Source organism: Desulfonatronospira thiodismutans ASO3-1 (assembly GCF_000174435.1).
GTDB lineage: Bacteria > Desulfobacterota > Desulfovibrionia > Desulfovibrionales > Desulfonatronovibrionaceae > Desulfonatronospira > Desulfonatronospira thiodismutans.
Genome location: NZ_ACJN02000004.1, coordinates 107424 through 124687, shown reverse-complemented (window position 1 = coordinate 124687; position 17264 = coordinate 107424). Strand labels below are relative to the sequence as shown.

The 17264-nt window shown below is 53.1% G+C and carries 10 protein-coding genes; 5 read left to right on the top strand and 5 right to left on the bottom strand.

Annotated elements, in window-relative coordinates; all coding sequences use genetic code 11:
• The first annotated feature begins 228 nt into the window (after positions 1-228).
• Positions 229-3561 carry a hybrid sensor histidine kinase/response regulator gene (locus DTHIO_RS17690; protein WP_008871615.1) on the top strand — a complete coding sequence of 1111 codons (3333 nt, stop codon included), beginning with the start codon at positions 229-231 and terminating at the stop codon, positions 3559-3561.
• Positions 3562-3576: 15 nt separating this feature from the next.
• Positions 3577-5625: a HAMP domain-containing methyl-accepting chemotaxis protein gene (locus DTHIO_RS20140; RefSeq protein WP_008871614.1), complete on the top strand. Its 2049-nt coding sequence runs from the start codon at positions 3577-3579 to the stop codon at positions 5623-5625.
• A gap of 185 nt (positions 5626-5810) precedes the next feature.
• On the opposite strand, the gene DTHIO_RS17680 is transcribed toward DTHIO_RS20140, so the two are convergent.
• Positions 5811-7409, bottom strand: a complete 1599-nt coding sequence (locus DTHIO_RS17680; RefSeq protein WP_008871613.1) for a hypothetical protein — start codon at positions 7407-7409, stop codon at positions 5811-5813.
• Between the two features lie 154 nt (positions 7410-7563).
• Positions 7564-8538, bottom strand: coding sequence for a putative metalloprotease CJM1_0395 family protein (locus DTHIO_RS20135; RefSeq protein WP_008871612.1), 975 nt, complete (start codon positions 8536-8538; stop codon positions 7564-7566).
• Between the two features lie 407 nt (positions 8539-8945).
• Here DTHIO_RS20135 and DTHIO_RS17670 point away from each other — a divergent pair, with 407 nt between their 5' ends.
• Positions 8946-9728 (top strand): DUF362 domain-containing protein, encoded by a 783-nt coding sequence (locus tag DTHIO_RS17670; RefSeq protein ID WP_144311572.1) that lies wholly within the window; start codon positions 8946-8948, stop codon positions 9726-9728.
• A gap of 395 nt (positions 9729-10123) precedes the next feature.
• Here the strand turns inward: DTHIO_RS17670 and DTHIO_RS17665 are convergent, their stop codons facing one another.
• Positions 10124-11323, bottom strand: a complete 1200-nt coding sequence (locus DTHIO_RS17665) for a YeeE/YedE thiosulfate transporter family protein (protein WP_008871610.1) — start codon at positions 11321-11323, stop codon at positions 10124-10126.
• 353 nt (positions 11324-11676) lie between these two features.
• Here DTHIO_RS17665 and DTHIO_RS17660 point away from each other — a divergent pair, with 353 nt between their 5' ends.
• A complete protein-coding gene (locus tag DTHIO_RS17660; RefSeq protein WP_008871609.1) occupies positions 11677-13590 on the top strand; it encodes a UvrD-helicase domain-containing protein in 1914 nt (637 codons plus the stop codon).
• Between the two features lie 396 nt (positions 13591-13986).
• On the opposite strand, the gene DTHIO_RS17655 is transcribed toward DTHIO_RS17660, so the two are convergent.
• Positions 13987-15993: a CocE/NonD family hydrolase gene (locus DTHIO_RS17655; protein WP_008871608.1), complete on the bottom strand. Its 2007-nt coding sequence runs from the start codon at positions 15991-15993 to the stop codon at positions 13987-13989.
• A gap of 307 nt (positions 15994-16300) precedes the next feature.
• On the opposite strand from DTHIO_RS17655, the gene DTHIO_RS17650 reads away from it, so the two are divergent.
• Positions 16301-16621, top strand: coding sequence for a sll1863 family stress response protein (locus tag DTHIO_RS17650; RefSeq protein WP_008871607.1), 321 nt, complete (start codon positions 16301-16303; stop codon positions 16619-16621).
• A gap of 298 nt (positions 16622-16919) precedes the next feature.
• Here DTHIO_RS17650 and DTHIO_RS17645 read toward each other — a convergent pair whose 3' ends face one another.
• Positions 16920-17210, bottom strand: a complete 291-nt coding sequence (locus DTHIO_RS17645) for a sll1863 family stress response protein (protein ID WP_008871606.1) — start codon at positions 17208-17210, stop codon at positions 16920-16922.
• Between the last annotated feature and the right edge of the window lie 54 nt (positions 17211-17264).

The window sequence follows — 17264 nt, the reverse complement described above, 5'->3', positions numbered from 1 at the left end:
ATTGGGAATTTAGGGATTGGGGAATTTAGGGATTGGGGATTGGAAGGGATTTCGGATCATTAAAAAATAGGCCGGCCCGGACAGAAATATCAATGGCGGACAATTGCACAGGCCGGGGAAAATATTTCACTGATAATCCGTATACGTCAACGGTAAAATCAGAACAACTGCCGAAAGCACATTCCGGCAGAATATCAGGCAGCAGAATGCCGCAAGAGGTGAAGATCAATGGATGATGAAACCCTGCAAATGTATGTGGAGGAATCCAGGGAACACCTGGAGGACATTGAAAGCGATCTTTTAAAGATCGAGGAGGCCGGAGAAGATGTCGACCTGGACCTGGTGAACAAGGTTTTCCGGGCGGCGCACTCCATGAAGGGCGGAGCGGGTTTTCTGGGCCTGATCAACCTTAAGGAACTGGCCCACAAGATAGAAAATGTCCTGGACATGATCCGCAACATGGAGCTCACCCCCAACCCGGAAATTGTCAACATAATTCTGCTGGCCTTTGATCGTCTGCGGGAGATGGTGGAAAATATCCATGAAAGTGAAGATATGGATATTGCCGAACATGTAACCGCTCTCACCGGCATAACTACTTCCGCCCTGGACGACGACGAGAAGGATACAGTTATCAGGGAAGTATCCATCAATGATCATTCCGGCCGCGAGATATTCAGAATACCGGAGTACGATTTCAACCAGGCCCGCAAAGGGGGCAAGTTCGTCTATCTTCTGGAGTTCGACCTGATTCACGATGTGCATCAGAAAGACAAAAAGCCTCTGGATCTGGTCAAGGATATGCAGTCCACAGGAGCTATCCTGGACCTCAAGGTGGACCTGGAAGCTGTAGGCAGCCTGGACGATGACAGCTTCAGCAACAAGATCCCGCTTTTTATACTTTTTTCCTCCATAATCGAACCGGACATCATCAACAGCCTTTTTGAGGTGCCTTCAGAGCGGATAATCCAGGTCCAGGCCCAGGAAATCCAGGAAAAACCCCCGGCTGCTGAACAGCCTCAAGATCAGGAGCAGATCCCCGAGGAAACCGTAGAAGAGGAGCCGGACTCCTCCTATGATCTGAACCTGGAAGGCCTGGAAGCAGAACCCGGACAGGATGAGGATCAACAGGAGGAAGATAAGGAGGAAGACAAGGCCCGGGAGACGGAAGTTGAGCCGGAGCCAGAGGCTCCGCCACCTCCAGATCCTCAGGGGGAAAAGCCAGCACCACCCCAAGCTGAACAAAAAGAAAAAAGCCAGGCCAGGCCGCAAAAGACCCAGCCGGACAAGGATAAAAAGCCACAGGACAAGCAGGCTGCTCAGGCTCAGACCTCGTCCATGCCTGATTCCCTGCGGGTCAACGTAGGCCTTCTGGAAAACCTCATGAACCTGGCTGGAGAGCTGGTTTTAAGCCGCAATCAGCTCATGCAGGCCATTTCCACCCAGGATGATCAGACTATAAACCTGGCCGGGCAGCGCATCGACCTGGTGACCTCGGAGCTGCAGGAGGCCATCATGCTCACCCGCATGCAGCCGGTGAGCAACGTCTTCAACAAGTTTCCCAGGGTGGTGCGGGACATGTCCCAGAGCCTGGGCAAGGACATTGAGCTCTACCTGGAAGGCAAGGAGGTGGAGCTGGACAAGACCATTATCGAGGGTCTGTCCGACCCCCTGACCCACTTAGTGCGCAATTCCGCGGACCACGCCATAGAAAAGCCCGACGAGCGGGTGGCCAAGGGCAAGAAGCCCCAGGGCAAGATAGTACTCAAGGCCTTTCACGCTGCAGGCCAGGTCAATATTGAGATTATCGACGACGGCAAGGGCATACCGGTGGAGAGGATCGTGGAAAAGGCCCTGGACAAGGGGCTCATTACCGAAGAGCAGGTCCGGACCATGTCCGACAAGGACAAGGCCCAGCTCATATTTTTGCCCGGCCTGTCCACCGCGGATCAGATCACCGATGTCTCCGGCCGCGGTGTGGGCATGGACGTGGTCAAGAGCAACCTGGACCGCCTGGGCGGCCAGGTGGACATCGACACTGAGGAGGGCAAGGGGACATCCATCCGGATCAAGCTGCCCCTGACCCTGGCCATTATTCCCAGCCTGCTTATTTCCGTGAGCCAGGAGCGTTTTGCCATCCCCCAGATCAACGTGGACGAGCTTATCCAGATCCCGGCCCAGCAGGTGCAGGAAAAGATCGAGGTGGTGGGGGATGCCCAGGTGCTCATATTAAGGGGAGAGCTTATCCCCCTGGTGGGACTCAATGAAATTCTCAGGCTGGACCAGAAAAACACCCGGTCCAAAGCCAGGGTGACCTCAATAGAAGAGGCCAGGTCCAGAAAGGACAGGCAGGATAAAAAGGCCGAAACCAGCGCTCAGACATCTGAGAAGAGCCGGTCAGAGGACGCCGGCCTGGAAAAAGAGGTCATCGAAGCCAGTAAATGGTCCATTTCCGGCGAGGAAGATATAAATATTGTTGTGGTCTATTCCGGGACCTTCAAGTACGGCCTGGTGGTGGATGAGCTGCACGACTCCGTGGAAATCGTGGTCAAGCCCCTGGGCCGCCATCTCAAGGCCTGCGACGGATATGCCGGGGCCACCATCATGGGCGACGGTCATGTGGCCCTGATCCTGGATGTGGTGGGCATGGCCAGGCTGGCCGAGCTTTCCTCCATGGCCGGCACGGAAAAGGCCCAGGAAATGGCCCGGGAGCAGGAGACCGAAAAGGAGAAGGATCTGCACAGCCTGTTTCTGTTCAATAACGGACCCAGAGAACACTGCGCCGTACCCCTGGACCTGGTGGCCCGGGTGGAGCTTATCAAGGCCGAGGACATAGAAATCACCGGGGGCAAAAAGGTCATCCAGTACCGCGGCGGGGTTTTACCGGTCTTTGCCCTGCACGAGGCCGCCAGCGTGGAACACCTGGAACTGGAAGGCGAACTGGTGGTGATTGTCTTTTATATGGCCGGGCACGAGGTGGGTCTTCTGGCCTCTCCGCCTGTGGATGCCAGGGAAGTGCGCGTGGAGATAGACGATTTCACCCTGAAGCAAAACGGTATCTCCGGTTCTGCAGTGCTGGAGGGCTATACCACTCTGATCGTTGATATCTACGAATTCATGGAGACCCTGAACCCGCAGTGGTTTGAAAGCCGCGAAAAGGTCCAGTCCCTGGAACAGGAAGGTGGCACCCAGATACTCCTGGTGGAGGACTCGGACTTTTTCCGCAATCAGGTCAAAAAGTTTATCCAGGATGAAGGCTATGAAGTAGTCGCTGCCGAGGACGGGGCTGTGGCCTGGCAGTACATGCAGGACAACCCGGGCGAGGTACAGCTTGTGGTCACGGACCTGGAGATGCCCAACATGGACGGCTTTGAACTTACTGAACATATAAAAAGTGATGACCGCTTTAATCACCTGCCGGTCCTGGCCCTGACCTCCCTGGCCGGGGAAGAGGACGTGGCCCGGGGCAAGAAGGTAGGCATAGACGACTACCAGATCAAGCTGGACAAGGAAAAGCTTCTGCAGAGCATATTCGATTTTTTAAATAAAAAAGCAGCCTAATTTCTGGAGGATGGAATGAAGAACATCAAGCTCAGCGTAAAACTTATCGGAGGGTTTCTCATTGTAGCCCTGATCACACTGGTTGTCGGCCTCATCGGATGGAGAGGGGCCACCAATCTGGGAGGACACATTGAAGAGGTGGGCGAGGTGCGCCTGCCCAGTGTGCAGAGTCTTCTGCAGGCGGAAAGTGCCTTGAAGGATCTGGTGGTTGCCCAGCGCACTCTCATGTCCCCGGATCTGGACATGAATGAACGCCAGGACAGGATGAACAACTTTGACAGGGCCAGAGAGAATTTTTATGAGAGGTGGGAGTTTTTCCTTACCCTGCCGGCCACTGCCGAGGAGGAAAGGCTCTCTGACGAGTTTGAGCAGGAAGTAGCTGACTGGGCTGAGCTCAATGATGAATGGCTGGACATGACCCAGGAATTCGAATCCATTGAGATACTCAATCCTACCCAGCTTGTTTCTGATTTCCGGCTGTTCCGTGGGGACCATTACAATGCCATGGTGGATGTAAACAATTATATAGCAGCCGGGGAGACATTCGAAGGCCGGGATGACCCGGAGGCCTGCAATTTCGGGCAGTGGCTGCAGGACATGGATTATGACAATCCTGAACTGCTGGAGATGCTCCGGGCCATGACCAATCCCCACAATGAGTTTCATGCTACTGTCATAAGCATTCAGGATGCCCTGGAACAGGGGGATACGGATGAGGCTGAAAGGCTGTACCAGGAGGAAATGCAGTACTACGCAGAGCAGGTGTTCGGGCATTTCGATGATATTCTCGAGTTTGCCGCAGATGCCGACCAACTCAGAGAAGATATGAATGACCTGGTTCTGGGTCCCATTGATGTGGAATCCCAGGAGGCTCTGGATGTTCTGGAAGAACTTGTAGAGATGAATGTCGGACTTTCCGATGCGGCGGTGCAGGATGCCGATGCTGATGTCGGTCAGGCCCAGTGGCTCATCATACTTGGTATGGGTCTGGGCACTATTATTGCGGTAGGTCTGGGCTTGTTCCTGACCATCAGCATTACCAGGCCCATCTTCAAGGGTGTTGAATTTGCCAAGTCAATGGCCCAGGGAGATCTTTCCCAGACGCTGGATATAAATCAGAAGGACGAAGTGGGAATACTGGCCAAGGCTTTGAACGATATGGCAGAAAGCCTGCGCAAGATGTTCGGAGACATAAGCAGCGGGGTGGAGACCCTGGCCTCCTCGTCCACAGAGCTCAACTCCATCTCCGATGACATGGCCAAACGCTCTGAAACCACGGCTTCCAAGGCCAGCGGAGTGGCCACTGCAGCTGAAGAGATGAGCTCCAACATGAGCTCCGTGGCTGCAGCCATGGAGCAGGCGGCCACCAACGTAAACACAGTGGCCACGTCTTCTGAGGAAATGAGCGCCACCATCTCGGAAATCGCCCAGAACACCGAGAAGGCCAAGGAGATCACCGGCAACGCCGTAGACAAGTCCAAGACCAGCTCCCAGCGGGTGGACGAGCTGGGCAGCGCGGCTCAGGAGATCAGCAAGGTCACCGAGACCATCATGGCCATCTCTTCCCAGACCAACCTGCTGGCCCTCAATGCCACCATCGAGGCGGCCCGGGCCGGTGAGGCAGGCAAGGGATTCGCCGTTGTGGCCAACGAGATCAAGGAACTGGCCCAGCAGACTGCCAAGGCCACGGACGAAATCAAGGAGAAGATCGACGGCATCCAGAACGCCACAGGACTGACTGTAAGCGAGATTCAGGAGATCAGCCGCATCATCGATGACATCGACTCCATAATCGGCACCATTGCCGCTTCAGTGGAAGAGCAGAACGCAGCCACCCGCGATATAGCCGAAAACGTGGGACAGGCCTCCCAGGGCATCCAGGAGGTCAATGAGAATGTGGCCCAGACCTCGACAGTGGCCGGGGACGTGGCCAAGGACATTACAGAGGTGAACACAGACGCCGGTGAGATGAGCAATTCCAGCGCCCAGGTAAGGCAGAGCTCGGATGAGCTTTCCCAGCTGGCGGAAAAGCTCAAGGAACTGGTTTCCAGGTTCAAGATCTAACTGCCGGGAGAGCTTGAAAGCAAAAAGGGGAAGGTCCAAAGACCTTCCCCTTTTTTGTGGCCTGAAGCCTGAAAAGATGTGACTGCAAAAAGTCACTTTTGTCACGCGAACCACGGGACACAGCTGCATTCAACCCTGTCAAAAAACAAGAAAAAATTTGAGATATGAGTTAAAATCTTAGAAGGTCATGCTCCCCAGACAATGATCTCTCTGTTGTTGAAGGTTTCTTCCCGTCGAAATATTTTTTCATCCCAGGAGACTCTTCTGTCCCGGTTAAAGATAAAAAGATATGCTTCATCTGCTCCTGATCGTTCAGCATAGTCAGCAGTCTGCTCCAGGCCGGTCTGGATGGTCTTTTCAAGGTTTCCTCGCAGGATCTTGAGCTCAATCACCGCTCGCTGCAGCGGTCCATACATGCCCATTTGTGGGTCCAAGGGCCACTCAATGATCAGGTCAGTCCGCTTGCGGCCAAGGCCGTATTCACACAAAAGTCTTCCCCCGCCGTTGAGGATTCTTTGCAGAAAGGCCTGCAGCAGAAGCTGGGGGGCAGCTTCCTTGTAATCAAATCCATCTTCCCATATCTCGCTGTGCTCCCGGAAAAACTGCTGGAAAGCCTCTAAGAGCCTGGGGATATCCAGACTGTGGTCATCTTTTACATACCAGGCGGTTTCCTGATTGCTGATGCTGTCCTGCGCAACTGATGTCAGCTCTCTTGGAATGACCTCTTTATATATTCTGTTGCTGATCCTGATTTCGCGCTTTCTTTCTATCAGACCAAGATCAGTCACGTACTGCAGGTCATCTTCAGGTACCTGGAGAACCGACTCCTCACCGGCCAGCAAGGCGGATATTACTCTGTGCACTCGAGGCTCACGCAGCTTGTCCGCCAGTTGATCCAGATGGGTGGCTCTGGATAAGATCAGATTTTCCCGGGCCTGCAGATAATCTGTCAAGCTGATCTTTCTGCTTCTGTCCCTGGAGGCCCTGGCTTTCCAGGTTACCTCATAGCCAAGAGCGTTTACCAACCAGGGCTGACCTCTGGTATCCTCCCATAGCTCTGGGAAAATAGCATCTTCAAATTCCTGGCCAGTTTCCTCTGTGTGCTGCAGCCACAGGATCTTGACCTCTTCCCGGCTGAAATTGCCCATGCGCAAAGACTCGGCCTTAATATGAAAAGCACTGCCCCCGGTGATGATTTCGCCGTCCGTCTGGTGAATGCGGTAATCGCGCACATCCCTGACTCCACACAGAACAATACTCTGGGGGAAAGCCTCAGGACGCTGAGCATAGCCGGAGCGAATCTGACGCAAAAGCGATATGAGCGTATCCCCTACCAGGGCATCTACTTCGTCCAGAAAAAGAATTACAGGTCTACGGCTGGACTGGGACCAGTGGGCAAGCATTTCGCTCAGGATGTCCTGGGAGGGTATGAGGTTGATATTTTGATAAAGCCATTCCCGCATTTTGCTGTTTTTCAGGTAGTAATCGATGGAGCGTGCTACAGCATTGCAGGCCGCAGGAATACCCTGGGTCTCATCACCTCTCGCTGCCTGGGCTCCTTCAATATTGGCATAGGCGCAGTGATAGCGGCCCTTTTCGTTGATGGCCTTCATCATGGCCAGAAGGGTTGTGGTCTTGCCGGTCTGACGCGGTGCATGCAGAACAAAATAGCGCTTGTTGTCAATGAGGTGCTGAACTTCTGCCCAGTCCAAGCGATGCAAGGGATCAATATGATAATGATCCTTGGGAACAGTGGGCCCGGCATTGTTGAAAAAACGCTCCATGGTAAAAGTCTCCTAAATATTTATGGTCAAGAACTCTACCATATCTGAGTTTTTAACTTAAGTCTAAAGCCATGACTTTGCAAGGCCGGGTGGAGAGCGCATAACATGATTTCAACGTAAAATCATTGCCGGCCGGGGAGCCGGCAATGTGGGATTAGAAGCTGTTCATCATGGACTGGTAGGCCTGGATGGCGGCCTTCATTGTGGGGGGCGGGGGAGGTGCAGATGAATTGTCTGCTTCAGGCTGCCGGGATTCTGATGCGTCCTGCTGTTCTTCACGTTCTTCCTGGCGCTGCTCGGTCCGGGCTTCAGCCTCCATTCTGGCGGCGTCTGCAGCTACTCTTTGATCCTGGGGGGAGGGGTTTGCCGGGGCCAGGGCCGCCCGGCGCACGGTACGGGCCTTTTCCTCGGTCTTTTCAGCGTCTCCGGGTACAGGTGAGGAGTCTATGGAGACCTCTCCTTCAACCGCGTACTGCCTGCCATCCGGCCCTGTCTCATAGGAATAGCTGGCCCCGCCGGTTACATACTGGCCCCCGGCTGCGATGTGGGCCTGTTCATGGGCGCGCACTTCGGCGTCACGCTGTCTTAGTTCCTGCAGTTCCTGTCGTTCTTCAGCCGAAAGTTCTGTTTCACCTCGCAGACTGTATTCTTCTTCACCCTGCTTATAGTCTTCACTGTGATGGTCAATGTCGCCCCGGGGAGAGGACTGCACTTCTTCCTGGGTGCCGGGTGAATCTTTTTGGGGTTTGTCTTCCAGGCCATGTTCCTGGTTTCCCCGGGAATGCCTGTCCCGGTGATCAGTTTCAGGTAATGGCCGGGCGTCAGGGCCATATCCAGCGCCTTGTTCCGGCCCGGCAGAGATATTTATCCCGGAGGCTGACTTGCGGGTCTGCTGATTTTCCGGAGCATGGGAAAAAACAGCCCTGTCTCCCTGCAGTATGTGACCGGCTGTCATATCAGCGCCAAAGGAGCTTTTGCCGGCTTGCATATCTGTTTGTGATGCAGTCTCGGAGCCGCAGGTAGAACATGGAGATTCGCAGCAGGTATGCGACTGTCCCTGTTCAGCTGACTGAAAGCCGCTTATGCCCGCATGGTCGAATGTCGGGGAATTTTCCGTTGAAACCTGCATTCCATACCCCTCCCTGAAAAGGTCTGGTTATATCTGGTCAGAATCGTCGGAACTCATCTGCCTGACAGCAGAACAAACTAATGCTGATAACTCTATCGGCTGTTCGTGAGAAAACTTTAGGCTTAATGCTGAAATTTTGCCTGTCATGCCTCCGGCGTGATTAAATTTCTTCCTTTGCGATCTTCGCGCCTTTGCGTGAGAAAATGTTTTTGGGTTGCGGGAGTAGCCAGCAGCTTAATTTTTTTTATAAATTCTGACACAAAGCACAGGATGGTTATATAAAAATTCTTGAAGCTTGTTTTTTGCCGGCTGGTTTAATAAGGAATTGTCCAGCCCGGGAATAAAAAGAGACGTAACCAGAGAGTGAAAATATAATGCAAATAAAAGATGGGTTGGAAGCACACAGTATGGTCGCAGTAGAGACATACAGGGGCTATGAGGACACTGTCAGGGCATGTCTGGACCGTATCGGGGCCGGCAGTGCCATGCGGCGGCGCAGGCTCATCTGGATAAAGCCCAACCTGGTCAATGACTCGCCTTTTCCGGTGACCAGTGATCCGGAAATGATCCGGGCGGTGGTTGAGTATGTCCGGGAAAATTCCAGGGCCAGGATAATTATTGCCGAAGGCTGCGGGGACTCTGGAATGGAAACCCGTGAAGTTTTTGAATCCCTGGGGTACGACAGGCTTGCAGCAGAGCTTGGAGTGGAGCTTCTGGACCTGAATCATGAACCCCTGAAAAGGCTTAGTAATCCCGGGTTGGAGTTTCTGCCGGAAATATATCTGCCCAAAAGGATTTTTTCCGGGATGCTCATATCCGTGCCGGTTTTAAAGCGCCATTCCCTGGCCGGGGTTACCCTGGCCATGAAAAACCTCATGGGGCTGGCTCCGCCAAAGCACTATCAGCAGGGTGGCAGCTGGAAAAAATCTTATTTTCACAGCCGGATGCAGCGCAGCATATTTGATCTCAACTGTTACCGCAAACCGGACCTGTCCATTGTGGATGCCAGGGTGGGCCTGGCTCAGTATCATCTGGGCGGTGCAGAGTGTTCCCCGCCGGTAAACAGAATACTGGCCGGTTTTGATCCCGTGGCCGTGGATGCGGCCGGGGCAAAGCTGCTCGGGCTTTCATGGCAGGATGTGGGACATATCCGCATGGCACACGGGGTGCTGGGAAATGCCCAGTGGTAAGCCACCAGGCTTTTTACACGGCCCTGCGCGAAAAAAGAGGTCCCCTGGGGGCAAATTCCGAAAAAGGATGGGATTTCATGCAACCACCCCCGGCCTTAAGAAGTATGGAGGGGAATTAATACCGTGCCCGTAATCCCATACCAAGTAGCAGACAGGGCATCAGAAATCAGCTGCCCAATGTTGTTTTGAAATTTTTGCTAAGGGCCTCACATGAAAAGCAGCTTATGCAGGTTCGCTTTTGAGACGCGACTGCAGAAAGTCTTTTTTGCCACGCGTCTTCGCGTGACAGGAATCAGTAAAAACAAAGAGTGATATAATTGGTTCGTTCCTGAATTCCTGATTGCCTGACTGTTTGCAGGCGTATCATGGCAGGCAATCTTTGCAGAAGCGTTCACCTAACCATCTCTTGGTGAACCGAACACGGCCATCCTGCCAGTTTTTGCATTCCATGCGGCCAGGGCCAGCCAGAGCAAAGGCACAGCCAGAAAAAACAGAAATGACAGGGGCCAGCCCATGAGTTCAGGCAGAAAAAAAGCCTCTCCCAGGAACCCGGCAGGCTCAAACTTCTGTACCAGGAAAAAACCAAGAGAGCTGAACACGGCAAAGGCAAGCATGCTGAGCATCACCCGCACATGCCCCTCGCCTGCACGCCACAGAGTGCCTGTTGCGCAGGTTCCGGCCTGCAGCATGCCAAAGCCGAAAATTACTCCCCCTGAGAAGCTGCCCAGCCAGAAAGGATGCTGCACTCCTGCGGACTCCGGCTGAATAAGCGCCAGTTTGAGCAGGCCGGCACCCAGACCGTAAATCACCAGGCTAAACGCGATGACTTTGACCATGGCATAATCGCCGTTTATGAATGGCTCCCTGAAGGCCTGGGCAAAGCAGAGCCTTGAACGCTGCAAAGTTATGCCTATCAGTGCTCCCAGGAGCAGAAGACCTGCTTCCCGGGCATGTCCCTGGAAAAGATAGTATAGAAATAGCCCTGCCAGAAAAAAGACAAAACACCATCCCGCCAGGACGCCCAGAGATGAAACCTGCTCCGGCGCATTGTCCGACTTGCCCTCTGTCTTGCACGGGCACTGTGCCCTGAGCCTTGTTGCAATATTATAAAGCTCCCAGCGCAGAAATCGTACCCCCAGGTAACCGCCAAGGATCAGTCCCGGCAGCATGGCGTATCCACCCAGGGAAAACATGGCGGTTGCATTGTAAAAGCCGCCGACATTGCACCCTGCAGCCAGAGCAGCGCCGATCCCCATCAAAGTCCCTCCTGTGAGGCTTTTGACATACCCGTACCATGAAGAGCGCCTCAACCTGATCCGGCCGGATAAAAACGCAGCCGCCACGGCCCCTGCCAGCAGACCGGCATTGGTTATGGACCCTGGATGCAGCCAGACTTTCTCGGGGCGTTCCGGGTAAAGCCCGACACCGTAGAAAAACCAGTCCCCCCAGTTGCGGAATCCGGCTGTTATCCCCCACATGTCATGCCAGACGAAAACGCCCAGGGCCAGCAAAGCCAGAAGAACTCCTCCGGTCCATACAGACCAGTCCCGGATAAAAAATCCTTCAGGAAGGAAAGAACCTTTGAGTTTGCTCATATCTGCTCCTTTCTTGCAGCAATAGTCTGAAGGGCTTAAAATTGACAGTTTCTACCCAAAAGTAACAGTAAATATATTTCTTGCAGGCCATGGACCCCAAAAATGCTGACAATGCCTGCTGACTGTTTCAGACAGCAACGCCTGTGCCACCTGCTTATGGGCATTGCCGCATCCATGCAGGCAGATCCAAGGTATGCAGAATCAATGGTGTTTATCTGCAAACCCCCAATTATTTAAACGACTGTTTAAACACATCCACAGTCTTCTCCCGCAAAACGATTTCTTGCTGGCACACCCAAATAAGGCCCTGCCTGCGGTTTGCAAAATAATCATTACATTATTATCATGGATACATGGACGATAATTTCATCAAGGCAGAAGAAGATCGATTGCAGGATGTCTGCCGCATAGCTGACATATATGCCCGGAGCCGGCTGGAAAAAGCATCTGAGTTTGCTGAAGAAGTAAAACAGCTGGAGGAAGAAAGACTCAAGTCTCAATCCTCCCTGGAAAAAGACCGTCTGACCAGAGAGATCAGGCAGCGAGCACCCCTTGATCCATCCAGATTCAATCCTGCATTCGAGTACCCGGATGCACCCTACCTGGCCGGACTGGTCATAAAAGACGACGATGCCAAAATCGGGCGTAGACATTACCTCTTCGGTAAACAGGGCCTTGCCGACGTGCGCACCCAGGCCCAGGTGGTGATTGACTGGCGCGATGCCAGGATATCCCGCCTGTACTACGAATGGGAAGAAGGAGAAGAATACGAGGAAGATATAAACGGCAAAGAGCGCACCGGGGTGATCCAGAAAAAGATCTCCTACGGCATCAGGCAGAGAGAGCTTTTGTCCATCAGGACCGGCCGGGAATTCATAGAAAAAAGAAACGGCTCCTGGAAACCGGAAGACGGTGAAAACATCTCCATTACCAGGAAGGAGGAATCCGGGGATCACCGGCTCACGGATATAATCTCGCTTATCTCTCCGGAACAGTTTTCCCTGATCACCAGGGAACATGAGGGCTGCTTTTACCTTACCGGCGGGGCTGGTTCAGGCAAGACAACCGTGGCCCTGCACCGGCTGTCCTATCTTCTGTACAATTACCCGGACAGGTTCAGGCCACAGCGCTGCTTAGTGGTCATGTTCAACCGCAGCCTGCGGGACTATATCGCCCAGACATCAAAAGACCTGCTTACGGACAGGATGCCGGTGGAGACTTTTCACTCATGGGCGGACAAGGCGCTCAAGGCCATGGGAATCAAGGTCAATTTTTCATCCAGGGAAGGCCAGGGACTGAGCTACATCAAAAAATCAGCCTCTTTTTTCCAGGCGCTCTGCGCGCACATTGAACAACAGCCTTTCCCCGGAGACTATCTGCAGGACCTGGGAATGTTTCTAAAGAACAGGAGCCTGTTGCAGCAGCACCTAAAGAAGTCCAGGCGGCTGGATGAGCTTGTCCGGGAGGGAGAAAATATCCTTACAGGCACGAGAAAGGCTCTTTCCTTTGATGATGCCGGGATTCTTCTTTATCTGGCCGGCCAGAGAAATAAAGAAAGCTGCATTCCCGGTGTGCTTGGATGGTATGACCATGTCCTGGTGGACGAGGCCCAGGACCTTTCCCTGACTGAACTTAAGGCCTTGTCCATGGCTTCGTCCAGTTCCCGGAGCATGACCGTATGCGCCGACAGGAAGCAAAAGATCCTGGATTTCGTGGATTCCGGCGGCTTCGATGCCTTTCAGCTTGATCTCAAGAAAAATAACCTCCTGTCCGGGGAACTCAGCGTCAGCTACCGCTCCACCGCCCAGATCATGAAGCTGGCCTCTCAGGTGTCCGGGTACAACCCCGGCCGTATCGCCCACGAGGGTCCGGAGCCCAAATTTCACTCCTTCCCTGACGAACAATCCGCACTGCAATCTCTCAGGCGGGGCATGGAAAATATTGTCCGCTCTGAACCCGGAGGTCTTTTTGCAGTGATCTGTCGCTACAAAAAGGAAGCCCTGACCGTAATCAAGGCCTTGCAGGGCATACCCGGGGCCAGGCTGCAGACCCAGGAGCCCAGTTTCAAGCCGGGCATCCTGGTTACCAACGTCCATCAGGTCAAGGGGCTGGAATTTTCAGGGGTAATCATCTGGAACCCGCATCAAAAAGCCTACCCGGATACACCAGCCGGGCGCAACCTGCTTTACGTGGCCCTGACCAGGGCCGGCAAAAAGCTGGCCGTATATTACTACCAGCCCCTTGCTACTTTGCTGTTGCCGCATTGACAGGTCGCGATACCCGACTTTTTGCAGGTGCATCGAGTCAGGAAACAGGTGACAGGAATCCCTGGTGAAATCTTTTCGGGAACTCCAAGGAGTTATTTCATCACGCCACAGACGTGACAGGCAGTTAAAACAAAGAGTTATAGAATTGTTTTTTTCTGGATTTTAAGTGCCTGACTTTTTGCAGGCGTATCAGGCGTAACCATTCAGGGGGTCCTTGGTATTGATTGCTGGCACCAGGCTTGGGGACTGTCCCCCGCTAAGTACTAACTGTGCACGTTCACAAAACTTCGCGTCTGTAATTTTTGCATTTGTGCAGAAAAGGTGTCGCGGGGACTGTCCCCAGGCCGATTGAGGCATCCCCTGAATGGTTACTATCAGGCCAAGTGCTCTGAGAGTCTAAACCAGTTCCCTGGGTATGTCTTCATCCCAGCTTTTGCTGAAGATCCTGGCGTCTCCCTCAAAAGCGTCCAGAGTGGCTGTGATTTTAAAATGTGTTCTGGTGGAGGTCAGTACCGTCCTGGTTATGGTTGACATTTCCAGACCGTCTCTTTGAAAGCTTCTCCTGGAAACCACCTCTCCCCGCACTGTATCGTAGTTGTTGCTGGAGTAGGAGAAAGCTTCGTGGACATCCTTCTGTATGGCGAGGTTGATGGGTTCCAGTAGTATTTTGGGGTCGTTGTTGATTACGTTTACCTTGACTGTATTGTCGGCCAGGTTGTGCGTCACGGTCCATTCCCTTTTTGCCGGCACCAGCAGGGTTGTCTTTATGCCCTCCAGGGCAGGCGGAGGATCAAAAGGGACAAGGGTCTGATCCAGTTTTGAGGGCTTTCTTGCAGGCAGGACCAGTCTGGAGCTGCCCGGATAAAGGGCTATTTTCACCGGTTCCGGAGAGGGCCAGGCCACAGGCCAGTAGGAAGTGGAGACCGACAGCCTGATCCTGTGTCCGGCGGGAAAGCTCTGGGCTATAAAATTCATGGGGACTTGAACCTGGTATCGCTGATCCGGCACAAGCTCTTCCGGGTTTTCATGGCTTTTTCTGTGGGTCAGGTTCAGCAGGCCGAAGGTTACCCTGGTTCCTCTGCCGTCGTTGCCAATGTCCGAGAGCCTGACAGCCACCATGGCCTGGGGCTTATTTGAGGACAGCTCCAGCAGGGCTACGGGTCTGCCCAGGATCTCGGTCCTTTTTTCGAGAGGGGGTGTCTCGAAGACCAGGGCTCCGCCGTCTTCTTCGCGCTGGTCCCAGGGCAGGTCGGTGGATTCAGAGTAAGAGCACCATTTGCCACCGAAGAGACCCACACTCAAAGGGCTTTGTATCTCCATGCAGCGGTCGCGGTTATTCATGCCGGGCTGAGTTTCCAGCCCGTAAGAGGTGATGCACAGTTCAAGGTTTTCGATGTCTGGTGAGGGCCATTTTTCTTCAGCCACCCATCTCCCGGGCCTTTCGGAAACCAGGGGAGAAACTGTATCCTGCATCCAGACCCGCAGTGGTGGTTCGTCCATGATGCTGGTTTCAACGCCTTTCAGCCATTTGTCCCACCACCTGAGGCATTCCCCGGGAAAATCGATTTCCGGACCCAGTTCGACCATGTGCGGGTATTTGTGTCCCCATGGTCCCACAAGGCCCTTGACCGGAGATGAAAGGTTCTCAAGCAGCCTGAAGACAGGGTTGGAATAGCCGTCAGCCCAGCCGCTGACTGCGAATACAGGTATCTTGATAGAACTGTAATCTTGACATATGGATGCGTGTTTCCAGTAGGAGTCCTTCTTCTGGTGGCCCAGCCAGTTTTTAAGCCACAGTCCGCTACCCTCCAGCCTTTCCATCCACCTGTCTTTCCAGTTTTCTCCGGCTATCTGCGGGTCAGGAGGACAGGAGTTGTAGGCGAACATGGTGGAGGCCCAGGAGAGCTGGTCCGTAAGCAGGCAGCCGCCCATGTAGTGGATGTCGTCGGCATACCTGTCGTCCGAGGAACAGACCGAGATCACGGCTTTGAGCTGAGGAGGCTGCATTGCGGCGATCTGCAGGGCATTGAAGCCGCCCCAGGAAATACCCATCATGCCAATGCGGCCATTGCACCAGGGCTGAGAAGCAATCCAGCTGAGAATTTCCAGCCCGTCGTCGAGTTCCTGTTTCAGGTATTCATCCCTGAGAACTCCTTCCGAATCGCCACTTCCACGCAGGTCGGCCCGGATACAGGCGTAGCCGTGTCCGGCAAAAAAACCGTGTATCTGGGAATCACGCCTGGCCTTGATATCTCTTTTTCTGTAAGGGATGTACTCCAGGATGGCTGGTACGGGGTTTTTTCCGGCTGATTCAGGCAGCCATATCTTGGCTGCTATCCTGCAGCCGTCGCTCATGGAAATCCACTGGTTTTCAATTACATGAAATTTACTTGTCTTGTTCAATCAGGTACACCCAAGTATTGCCGGCTTTTTTGGCAGAGTTTAATAAATTCGGATATTATAAAACTTTACCATTACTTAAGTAAATGCGTTTCTTATTTTAAGCGCATACCTTTGTTTGTCAAGCAGAATACCATGTACTCATGGTTGTAAAATGATAAAATTAAAATAGATTGCAATCCATAAAGCAGCGCCGGCCATGGTGGATGCTCCAGCAAAGAGTCGGCTTTGCAGGTGCACCATGCTTGCCAGGCCAAGAGGTGACCTGATATGTAATGACTATTCGGACAGGAAATAAGGAGGAAGTTGGATGGACGAAAATAAGGAAGAATATATCAGCAGGCTCAAGGCCAAGATGGACGAATTGAACAAGGACCTGGACAAATTGACCGATGAAGCCGCCCAGGCCGAAGGTGGACTCAAGGAAGAGTATCAGCAGCAGATGCTGGACTTGCGCAAAAAACTGAAAGAACTCGAAGGCAAGCTTGCTGCTGTGCAGGACTCGGGCGAATCCGGCTGGGAGGACCTGAAGCAGGGCATGGAAAAATCCTGGGCCACCTGGAAAAAAAGTTTCTCCAGAGCCAAGGAGGAGTTTGAAAAAGCTTACAGGGAAGGACCCGGGAAAAAGTAGTCTGCCATACAAGCACCCCCGGCTCCTCCTTGGCTAAGGAGGGGAGCTGCACCGCGGCTTGGATTTACACAGGGGGATAAGTTCGATATTTGCTGAGGAAAGTCTCTTTGCGGTCTGCATCAGTATGGACAGTTTTTTTGTGCTTTGCATCTTTATCTGGAGGTTTTGATTTCGCATACAGTTAACTGCCTGCTACAGAGTGCAGCCATGCCTCGATCTGCTCCCCTCCTTGGCTAAGGAGGGGTCGGGGGTGGTTCGTTAATCAGCTTCTCACCTTAATATTTGCTGACCGCCTGATTTACTTGAAGCGTTCCCTGGCGGATTTTGCGGCCTGGACCATGGAGTCAACAGCCATTTCCACCCCTGACTTCATGTCCTCCCAGGCACCTTCCCCAGCTTCCTGGAGTTGTTCCATTTTCTGCAGAGCATCATCGCGGTGTTTTTTTATTTCCTCCACCTGCTGCAGGTATTCCATTTTCGCTTCTGCCCCAACCTGTTCAGCCTTGGCGTTCAGACGATCAATTTCAGCGTTCCACTCGTCGATTTTGGCTTTTAGTTTTTGTACAAAAGCATCTCTTTGTTCACTCATGATATCTCCCTGGATTTGATAGTGTAAATAAGCACCCTTTACAATGTCGGCCTC

Bases quoted from the DNA above. Each gene is read 5' to 3' on its own strand.
- DTHIO_RS17690 (WP_008871615.1), top strand. From the start codon at position 229: ATGGATGATGAAACCCTGCAAATGTATGTGGAGGAATCCAGGGAACAC.
- DTHIO_RS20140 (WP_008871614.1), top strand. From the start codon at position 3,577: ATGAAGAACATCAAGCTCAGCGTAAAACTTATCGGAGGGTTTCTCATT.
- DTHIO_RS17680 (WP_008871613.1), bottom strand. From the start codon at position 7,409: ATGGAGCGTTTTTTCAACAATGCCGGGCCCACTGTTCCCAAGGATCAT.
- DTHIO_RS20135 (WP_008871612.1), bottom strand. From the start codon at position 8,538: ATGCAGGTTTCAACGGAAAATTCCCCGACATTCGACCATGCGGGCATA.
- DTHIO_RS17670 (WP_144311572.1), top strand. From the start codon at position 8,946: ATGGTCGCAGTAGAGACATACAGGGGCTATGAGGACACTGTCAGGGCA.
- DTHIO_RS17665 (WP_008871610.1), bottom strand. From the start codon at position 11,323: ATGAGCAAACTCAAAGGTTCTTTCCTTCCTGAAGGATTTTTTATCCGG.
- DTHIO_RS17660 (WP_008871609.1), top strand. From the start codon at position 11,677: ATGGACGATAATTTCATCAAGGCAGAAGAAGATCGATTGCAGGATGTC.
- DTHIO_RS17650 (WP_008871607.1), top strand. From the start codon at position 16,301: ATGGACGAAAATAAGGAAGAATATATCAGCAGGCTCAAGGCCAAGATG.
- DTHIO_RS17645 (WP_008871606.1), bottom strand. From the start codon at position 17,210: ATGAGTGAACAAAGAGATGCTTTTGTACAAAAACTAAAAGCCAAAATC.